General features: G+C 50.2%; 9 protein-coding genes. 1 reads left to right on the top strand and 8 read right to left on the bottom strand.

Annotation, left to right across the window (positions count from 1 at the left end):
- Positions 1-225: hypothetical protein (locus tag ACI32D_RS04510; protein WP_439775443.1), on the bottom strand; the 225-nt coding region annotated here is incomplete at its 3' end.
- A gap of 206 nt (positions 226-431) precedes the next feature.
- Here ACI32D_RS04510 and ACI32D_RS04505 point away from each other — a divergent pair.
- Positions 432-1832, top strand: a complete 1401-nt coding sequence (locus tag ACI32D_RS04505; protein WP_439775442.1) for an ATP-binding protein — start codon at positions 432-434, stop codon at positions 1830-1832.
- Positions 1833-1928: 96 nt separating this feature from the next.
- On the opposite strand, the gene thrS is transcribed toward ACI32D_RS04505, so the two are convergent.
- The 7 genes from thrS to ACI32D_RS04470 form a co-directional block, all read right to left on the bottom strand.
- Positions 1929-3860, bottom strand: coding sequence for a threonine--tRNA ligase (gene thrS, locus ACI32D_RS04500; protein ID WP_439775441.1), 1932 nt, complete (start codon positions 3858-3860; stop codon positions 1929-1931).
- Positions 3861-4159: 299 nt separating this feature from the next.
- Positions 4160-5083: a primosomal protein DnaI gene (gene dnaI / locus ACI32D_RS04495; RefSeq protein ID WP_439775440.1), complete on the bottom strand. Its 924-nt coding sequence runs from the start codon at positions 5081-5083 to the stop codon at positions 4160-4162.
- Positions 5084-5093: 10 nt separating this feature from the next.
- On the bottom strand, positions 5094-6422 hold the full coding sequence (locus ACI32D_RS04490; protein ID WP_439775439.1) for a DnaD domain protein: 1329 nt from the start codon (positions 6420-6422) through the stop codon (positions 5094-5096).
- A gap of 3 nt (positions 6423-6425) precedes the next feature.
- The gene (gene nrdR / locus ACI32D_RS04485; RefSeq protein WP_002879222.1) at positions 6426-6893 is read right to left on the bottom strand and encodes a transcriptional regulator NrdR; all 468 of its coding nucleotides are present in this window, start codon (positions 6891-6893) and stop codon (positions 6426-6428) included.
- 13 nt (positions 6894-6906) lie between these two features.
- Complete coding sequence (gene coaE / locus ACI32D_RS04480; RefSeq protein ID WP_439775438.1) at positions 6907-7491, bottom strand: dephospho-CoA kinase; 585 nt, start codon at positions 7489-7491, stop codon at positions 6907-6909.
- Positions 7492-7499: 8 nt separating this feature from the next.
- Positions 7500-8321: a DNA-formamidopyrimidine glycosylase gene (gene mutM, locus ACI32D_RS04475; protein ID WP_439775437.1), complete on the bottom strand. Its 822-nt coding sequence runs from the start codon at positions 8319-8321 to the stop codon at positions 7500-7502.
- A gap of 10 nt (positions 8322-8331) precedes the next feature.
- The coding region (locus ACI32D_RS04470; protein WP_439775436.1) for a DNA polymerase at positions 8332-8981 on the bottom strand (650 nt) is incomplete at its 5' end.

Below are 8981 nucleotides of genomic sequence, written 5' to 3'. Positions count from 1 at the left end.
TGTGATCCAATTGATAATCTTTTTGACTCTGTCAGAGACCGAATCACTCCGCAAAAGCTCATAACTGCCTAAGCCTGCCAGTGATATCGGAATAATGTTCCAGTAGTTGCTATTGTGGTGGGTCAAAAGATCAACGACATAAGTCAAAATGAACAGAATCAACGTATTCGCAAGAACTTTCACAACAATCTGCTTCATATTGCCTTCATCCTTCTCTTTTCTCATCTCTTTAATTCGCTTTCTTTTGAAATTATCATTTATAACCATATTGATCAAGGAAATTCTCCATTCGCTTTTATCAATCATTCATCTAAAATGTGTCCTTGTATATACAAAAAACATCCCGCAATTAACAATATCGTAAACTTGTATATCGTAAACTTGTAAAGTATGATGTTGTAAAACATAGTATTGATAACGAGGTGATTCCAATGTTTATCGGCAGAAAGCAAGAGCTTTCAGCTTTGAATAAGCTCTATCAAGAAGACAGCTTTCAATTTGCGGTCATCTATGGTAGATATCGTATCGGGAAAACCAGCTTGATCAACCAATTTCTAAAAGGCAAGCGGGCTATCTATTTTACTGGCCTTGAAGAAAAATTCCAGGATAGTTTATCTCGTTTTTCTGACGCGATTCACGCCTACGAAGATCCCAGCTATCTGGATGGGCCGAATTTTTCCTCCTTTGAGCAGGCCTTCAAATATCTCGTTCATCTCTCTGAGAAAAATGACCGCTTGATCTTAGTCATTGATGAATTTCCTTACTTGGCGAAAGCTTATCCGCCAATCAGCTCAATGCTGCAATCCTACATCGACCACTATTTCAAACAGAACAAACTTTTTCTTATTCTCTGCGGCAGCTCCATGTCCTTCATGGAAAAGCAAGTGCTTGGCTACAAGAGTCCACTTTATGGCCGCAGAACTGCCCAGTTTAAGCTGAAGCCCTTCAGCCTGCATGATGCCGAAGAATTTTTCCCGCAGTTAAATAAGGAAGAAGTTTTTGAACTCAATGCCATCACCGGCGGAATTCCCCTCTACCTGTCACTGATGTCTCCAGAAAAATCCCTTAGAGACAATATCAAGGACAACTTTCTGACAACCAGCGCCATGCTCTATGCCGAACCCATGAGTCTGCTCAATCAAGAACTCCGCGAACCAGCAAGCTACAGCTCCATCATCAGCGCCATCGCGGCCGGGGCCAGCCGGCAGTCAGAGATCTCAACTAAAACTGGTATTGCCAGCGGCGCCCTTAGCCCTTACCTGGACAATTTGATCGACCTGGGCATTATCGAAAAACGGGTGCCGGTTACAGAAATTGATAAAGCCAGAAGCCGGAAGACCATCTATGCCATTAAGGATGGCATGTTCCGCTTCTGGTATACTTTCGTCGGCAAACGGGTCAGCTTTATCGAACGGGGGATTACCGAGCCAATTTTAGACTACATCATAAAGCAGCTCCCCCACTTCATGGGACCAGAATTTGAGAAACTCTCCCAAGAATACCTCTGGTCCAAGCTGTTTGATCCAGACCTGGTGCCAGAGCCTTTTGTCAACTTAGGCAACTGGTGGGGGCCTGATCCTAAGGAAAAGAAACAAGTTGAAATGGACATAGTCGGTTTCGATGACCAAAAGCTGAACGGCTACTTTGGCGAATGCAAGTGGAAAAGCGAACCGATCTCCGCTGATATCCTCGAAACCCTCATCTACCGGAGCAGCCTCTTCCCTACTCCTAAGAAAAATTACTACCTGTTCTCCAAGACCGGCTTTACTGATAAATGCCGCCAGCTTGCCCAACAAGTCGACTGCCACTTAATCAGCTTCGACATGATGTAAGCCCAAAAAAGAAGCACATACGCAAAAACATCCCGCCTCAGAGTTGAGACAGGATGTTTTTTATGTCAGAAAGGGTTCAATTTTATAAGGAAAGAATTAATCTTCGCGGGAGTAGTTTGCAACGTCCTTGCTCAGCTTGTCCATGAATTCAGCCAGTCTTTCGGAGTTTTGTTCTTCAGTCCCGTAAGGACGGACATTAACCGTGCCGGCGTTCATTTCATCATCCCCAAGCACCAGAGTGTAAGGTACCTTTTGGGTTTGTGATTCACGGATCTTGTAGCCCAGCTTTTCGTTTCTGAAGTCGATTTCAGCTCTGAAGCCCTTGGCTACCAGTTCATCGCGAACCTTCTTAGCGTAGTCTGAGTGAGCGTCCAGGTTAACTGGAATGATTTCAGCTTGAACAGGAGCCAGCCAAGTTGGGAAGGCACCCTTGTAGATTTCAGTCAAGTAAGCGATAAACCGTTCCATAGTGCCAACGATCCCGCGGTGGATCATAACCGGGCGGTGTTCTTCACCATCAGCGCCGACGTATGACAGTTCGAAGCGTTCTGGCAGCATGAAGTCCAGTTGGATGGTTGACATGGTTTCGTCGTTGCCCAAAGCAGTCTTGGTTTGGATGTCCAGCTTTGGACCGTAGAAGGCAGCTTCACCTTCAGCTTCAACGTAGTCCAGGCCCATGTCATCCATGGCTGCCTTCAGCATGCTTTGGCTTCTTTCCCACATTTCATCGTTGGCAAAGTACTTGTCAGTGTTCTTTGGATCCCGGTATGAAAGACGGAAGTAGTAGTCGTTGATGTCGAAGTCGTGGTAGACGTCCATGATGATTTGCAAAGTTCTGGCAAATTCTTCTTGCACTTGGTCCAGAGCTACAAAAGTGTGACCGTCGTTCAGAGTCATTTCCCGGACACGTTGCAGACCTGACAAGGCACCTGACTTTTCGTACCGGTGCATCATACCCAGTTCAGCAATCCGGATTGGCAGTTCCCGGTATGAGCGGATGTGGTGCTTGTAGATTTGGATGTGGGATGGGCAGTTCATTGGCCGCAATTCCAGCATTTCGCCTTCACCCATGTCCATTGGCGGGAACATGTCTTCCCGGTAGTGAGCCCAGTGGCCGGAAGTCTTGTAGGCGTCCAGGTTCATCAAAACTGGAGTGTAAACGTGTTGGTAGCCGGCTGCGACTTCCTTGTCCACGATGTAGCGTTCAATGATCCGGCGGATAGTAGCACCCTTTGGCATCCAGTATGGCAGACCTGCCCCAACCTTAGGGTCAACGAAGAAGAGGTCCAGGTCCCGGCCGATAGTCCGGTGGTCTCTTTCCTTGATTTCTGCCCGCCGCTTGAGGTCAGCTTCCAGGTCAGCTTCCTTGAAGAAGGCAGTCCCGAAGATTCTTTGCAGCATTGGGTTTGAGCTCTTGCCCTTCCAGTAGGCACCAGCTACTGACAAAAGCTTGAACTTCTTGATCTTGCCAGTGTTTGGCAAAAGGGCGCTAAAACCAAAGTCAACGAAGTCGCCAAGCTTGTAGGCGTCAACTAAGTCGCCTTCCTTAGCCAAAAGTTCGCTCTTGTATGGGTCGTCCTTGAAGGCTTCAGCCAGTTCGCTCTTAGCTACTTGAACGTGTTCAATGGCTTCGCCGTTCTTGATGGCCTTTTGCAGGGCCTTTTCCAAGTCTGGCAATTCAGTAACCTTGATTTGGTCTTCCTTGTCAGTTTCGATGAAGAAGCCGTCTTCTGAAATTTCAGCTTGGCCCAGCTTGATTTCCGGGTACTTGTCCTTAACCAGAGCTTCCAAAACAAAGGCAACAGTTGCCCGCAAGACGCTCAAGCCTTCAGCATCCTTGTTGGTCAAAATGGCAACTTCGTGGTCAGCGTCCAGCTGGAAGTCAAGGGGCTTGATTTCCCCGTCAACCTTGCCGGCAACGGCGTTCTTAGCCAGGGAAGTTGAGATGCTGGAAGCAAGGTCAGCAACGGAAACAGCTGCGTCAAATTCTTTCTTTGAGCCATCTGGCAGAGTCAAAGCAAAACTCATTGGTTTAAATCCTCCAAAAACAAAAAAGTCCCGAGCACAAATACATGCTCGGGACGATTAATCATCGTGGTTCCACCCAAAATTCAGGCCTAAAGCGGCCTCTCTTATTGGACTGATAACGGCGTCCAACCTTGTCATTTATCTTTTGGGGTCATAGAAGGTGGGGTTCCTCCCAAATGGGGGCTTTCAGAACGGGGCCCCTCTCTCTGAAGCGGGAGGAATCATGTCTTCTATTTACTTTTCGATTATACCCCCTTGCCCAAATAAGACAAGGCTTTTTTGCCACTTTTTTCAAAAAATTACTGCAGGCGGCGGTTGTTCCCAGAAACAACCACTTCTTTAGCCAAATAGCGTACTCTTTGCATCAGCCGGGCCGCCTTGACCGGGTCATCTGCATTCTTGGTCGCGCTAAAGTGGCTCTCAAGCGTATCCATGTCAAAGTTGGAGCTGAAGAAGGTCGGCAGGTCATTGTCCATCCGGGCCTGGAGAATCACGCCCAAAACGTCATCTCTTGACCAGGGACTGAGGGTCTCTGCGCCAATGTCGTCCAAAATCAAGACATCGCAAGCCGCCAGGCGCTGAATTTCAGCCTGCAGGCTGTTGTCGCCAAAGTGGCTGGACAGGCCCGCGATAAAGGTCGGCATGTGCAAAAAGATCACCTTAGCCCCCATTTCCGCTACCCGGTTGGCCAGGCCCGCTAAAATGTAGGTCTTCCCGACCCCAAAGTCCCCGCTTAAATAGAGACCCTTGGCGTGGGGATTGCTCTGGTAAGCCTGCAAAAAGGCCCCTACTTCAAACAAGGCCTGCTTGCGCTCAACTGCCACGTCCAAGTCTTCTAACTTGACCCGGCGCAATTTCTCCGGCAAGTCAATCAGCTCAATCCGCCGCTTGGCCGCTTCTTCTTTGTCCCGGCGCTGCTTAGCCTGGCTGGCCTGGTAGCGGATCCCGATCAAGGGCCCCTCCATGAAAAGCTCAGGCAAATAACCGCTGATCACCTTGTCGTGGCCGTCTTTTTGCTGGCAGTATTCATAGAGGCTGGCAAAGCTGGCGTCCACGCTCTCCTTGGTCAGCTGGTCCTGGTGGGCAGTAAGAAAAGCCCGGACGTCAGGGTCAGCGAAAACCTGCTTTTTCATCTTTTCAAATGATTCCGCCGAAAAATCCTGCCCGTTCTTGGCTGCCGCGGCCTTAGCAGCTTCACTCAACATGTCGCCAATTGCTCTCATCTAATCACCCTTACTTGTCTTTCTTGTCCGGCCCCTGCAGCATCTTCCGCAAGTCTTCATCTGAAATATTGACCGGCTGGACAAACTGCTTCTTGTTCCAGTCAGTCCCCTTTTCAAGCCGCCGGTTGCCCGCTGAGTAGTTCTTCTTTTGCCCTGCCTGGGCCTGCTTCTTTCCATCGCGCAGATGCTTGATGGCGGCTTCCGGGGTCGTGATTCCCTTTTGCAGCCAGTCGTTGGCGATCCTGTTGGCCAAATCCTGGGTCAAAACTGGCTGGTAGTTGAGGCAGGTGTAGACCAGAACATTGATCAAGCCATGGTTCAAGTGAATCTGTCTGTCCAGGTTGTTGACGATCTGCCGCTCTCTGGCCGTGGTAAAGCCGCCCTTCTCCAGCTTCATGTCATCCAAAAAATTAATCGGCGTCTTAGAGGTAACCAGGTCTAAAAGCTCCTGATCCTGCTGGTCCACGCTTGGCCGGTCCTGCTTTTCTTCCTGGCGCTTGATTACCTGCTTGCGGCGGTGGTCAGCCTTGTAGTTGTAGTTGAGGCTCTTTCTGATTGCCGCGGCATCCAGCTGGTAGCTGCCATGCAGGGTCGGCAGGGTTTCGTTGATAAACTCTTCCTCGCTTAAGCCGTAAAGCTCCATGATGGACCGGATTTCGTCTTTTTGCCGGTCGATCTCTCTTTCCGGGATCTGGTAAGTCGCGAAGCGGTCTTTCAAGTACTGCCAGTCGATCTGCTTTAAATTGACCTGGGCATCTTCAGTCTTTTGGCTGGCATTTTCCTCAGCTGCCTTTTGGACATCTTCTGAAGGATTGATGGCCTCATTTTCCGGCAGGCGGAAGACTTCAAAAAATGAAGCGGAAACTTCTTCTAGATTGTCCAGCTGCCGCTCCTTGACCTGGGCCTGCTTGGCAAATTCCCGGGAAAGCTGGCTGAAGCGGACACCGCCAACTTTTTCCTTTAAGAGGCTGGCTAACAGCGAAGTGTTGAAAAATTCACTGGCATCCGGCACGGCACGCAGCTTAAAAGCCAAAATATCCCCCAAGCGGAGATTGTGGCTAACATAGGTCTTCAAGAGCCCCACGGCTTCCAGTTTATGCAGGGCCTGCCAGAGCTGGCGGAGGCTGCAGTCCAGGTCTTCTTGCAGGCTGTACAGGGCACTTGAAGCAGACAAAGACCGGTAAGGATCAAAGTCCTGGACCAAGGTCTGGTAAAGGGCAACCCCTAAAGCCCCGATCAAGGGCTGGTAGAGCTTGATCAAGACCTGCACCTGGCCGGATTGGCCTGGCAGCTCATTTAAAACGACGTAGCGAAGACGCGGATTGGAATTCTCGTACATGGACTACTTGGCCTTGCTGTGCCGGTCCATCATGTCCTCCATGGTCTTCATGAAGCTGGACATATCAGTGAACTGGCGGTAGATGGAGGCAAAGCGGATGTAGGCCACGTCGTCGATGTCGGCTAATTGGTCCATGACTAATTCCCCGATTTCCTTGGAGTAGATCTCGCTGACTCCTTTAGCCCGGATCCGGTTTTCAACATTGTCGACCAGCTTGTTGAGCTGCTCGCTGGTTACCGGCCGCTTCTGGCAGGCAGCCGCCACCCCGTTCAGGATCTTTTCCCGGCTGAAAGCCTCTCTGGTGCCGTCGTTCTTGATCACCAAAAGTGGTGACTGTTCCACCCGTTCAAAAGTCGTAAAGCGGTAGCCGCAGTTTTCGCATTCTCGCCGCCGGCGGATGGTCCGCCCTTCGTCAGTCGGCCGGGAATCAATAACCCGGGAGGCGTTTTGATGGCAATTTGGACAAAGCATAGTGAAGCTCCTTTCACGCGATAGTTTTCAGCAGATTGCTCAATTTCTCTCTTAGTTCTTCTATTGTACCAGTATTTTCAAGCACATAGCTAGCCAACAGGCGTTTTTCCGCCAATGGCAGCTGGGCATTCATCCGCCTTTTGGCTTCTGCTTGGCTTAAATCGTCCCGCGCCATCAAACGCTCTAGTTCTACTTCTTCCGGCGCCGCGATCAAGAGAACCGCGTCAAAGTAATCCTGCCAGCCAGCTTCAAAGAGCAGGGGCACGTCGATGACGCAGACAGATGCCTGACTGTTCTTCATCCGCTTTTGAACTTCTTTTAAGACCTCGCCCTGGGTAATTTCCGACAATCTTTTCAAAGCCTCAGGATTGGCAAAGACATACTGGCCCAGCTTCTTCCGGTTTAAAGTCTTATCTTCATTGAAGAAGTCCGGCCCAAATTCTTCTAAGATCTTTTGCCAGGAGACCTGGCCAACTTCGGCCTGCTGGTGGGCAATGGCGTCGCTGTCGATAACCTGGCAGCCCATATCTTTTAATATCCGGCTGGCGGTCGACTTGCCTGTGGCAATCCCGCCGGTCAGTCCCAGATAAAAAGTCATCTGCTCCTTTACCTCTTTTGACAATGCAGGCAGTAGGTGGTTCCCCGCCCGCTTATCTTGATCTTGACAAAGTTTTCACCGCAGCGCGGGCATGGCTGCCCTTCCTTGCCGTAGACCTTGAGCCTTTCTTGATAGTGGCCGGCTTCTCCGTCAGCGTTTAAGAAGCTGTGGACGGTCGTGCCGCCGTATTTAGTAGCTTCTTCGATGGTTTCATTGATGGCTGTATAGAGCCGCTTGACCTGGTCCTCAGTTAATTCGTTGGCTGGGATCAAAGGATTGATCTGGCTTTGCCAGAGGACTTCATCAACATAAATGTTGCCCAGGCCTGCCACCAGGGTCTGGCCCATGAGCAGGGTCTTGATTCCCTGGCTCCTCTTCTTCAAGCCTTTTGCAAAATAGTCCAGGGTAAATTCTGGCGTATTTGCTTCAAGGCCTAAATTCTTCAAGCCCGTAATCTGGAATTCAGTTCCAGTTTCCACCAGCTGCATGCGGCCAAATTTGCGGACATCCGCGTAGCGGAGAGCACTTCCGTCAGTAAAGGCAAACTGCATGTGCTCATGCTTGTCTACTGGTGCATCCCAGGTCGTTAAGTGGTACTTGCCTTCCATCCGCAAATGGGAAACGACAGTCAAGTCGCCTAAACGGAAGAGCAGGAATTTGGCATAGCGGTCAACAGCCGTAAAGGTCTTGCCCTTTAACTCCTTTTTAAAAGCTTCCGGGTCGCCGGTGATGACCTTGTCATACCAAATATCGACATGGTCGATCGTCTTGCCCACGACCAAGGGCCGCAGGGTCCGGCGGACCGTTTCAACTTCAGGCATTTCTGGCATTTTTTACCTCCTACTTTGCTTCATACCAGTCATGGCCCCAGCCGGCGTCAGCGACCAAAGGCACGTCCAACTTAACGGCTGACTGCATGACTAACGGGACAATCTTCTGGATCGTTTCTAATTCATCCGCTGGCACGTCAAAAATCAATTCGTCGTGGACCTGGACAACCATCTTGGTTTTTAACCCTAGTTCATCCAGCTTCTTTTGCATGTTGATCATGGCAATCTTCATGATGTCGGCAGCTGACCCTTGGATTGGGGAGTTGATGGCTGTTCTTTCCGCGAAAGAGCGGACATTGAAGTTCTTGGCGTGGATATCTGGCAGATAGCGGCGGCGGTGCATGATGGTTTCCGCGTAGCCCTTTTCTCTGGCGTCTTTAACGGCCCGGTCCATGTAGGCCTGGATGCCTGGGTACTGGTCAAAGTATTCGTCGATGAATTCCTTGGCCTGCTTGCGGGAGATGTCCAGGTTCTTGGAAAGGCCGTAGTCAGAGATCCCGTAGACGATCCCGAAGTTGACAGCCTTGGCCCGCCGTCTTTGGAGCGGCGTTACTTCGTCAACGCTCTTTAAGTGGAAGATCTTCATGGCCGTGTGGGCGTGAATGTCGTAGCCGGTCTTGAAGGCTTCCTGCATGTTCGGGTCTTCTGAAACATGGGCCA

Origin of the sequence: Lactobacillus sp., from assembly GCF_051873315.1 — a bacterium.
Taxonomy (GTDB): Bacteria; Bacillota; Bacilli; order Lactobacillales; family Lactobacillaceae; genus Lactobacillus.
This window is presented reverse-complemented; position numbering and strand designations above follow the sequence as displayed.

Excerpts from the sequence above, each read along its gene's own strand:
- ACI32D_RS04505 (WP_439775442.1), top strand. The coding sequence starts at position 432 with ATGTTTATCGGCAGAAAGCAAGAGCTTTCAGCTTTGAATAAGCTCTAT.
- thrS (WP_439775441.1), bottom strand. The coding sequence starts at position 3,860 with ATGAGTTTTGCTTTGACTCTGCCAGATGGCTCAAAGAAAGAATTTGAC.
- dnaI (WP_439775440.1), bottom strand. The coding sequence starts at position 5,083 with ATGAGAGCAATTGGCGACATGTTGAGTGAAGCTGCTAAGGCCGCGGCA.
- ACI32D_RS04490 (WP_439775439.1), bottom strand. The coding sequence starts at position 6,422 with ATGTACGAGAATTCCAATCCGCGTCTTCGCTACGTCGTTTTAAATGAG.
- nrdR (WP_002879222.1), bottom strand. The coding sequence starts at position 6,893 with ATGCTTTGTCCAAATTGCCATCAAAACGCCTCCCGGGTTATTGATTCC.
- coaE (WP_439775438.1), bottom strand. The coding sequence starts at position 7,491 with ATGACTTTTTATCTGGGACTGACCGGCGGGATTGCCACAGGCAAGTCG.
- mutM (WP_439775437.1), bottom strand. The coding sequence starts at position 8,321 with ATGCCAGAAATGCCTGAAGTTGAAACGGTCCGCCGGACCCTGCGGCCC.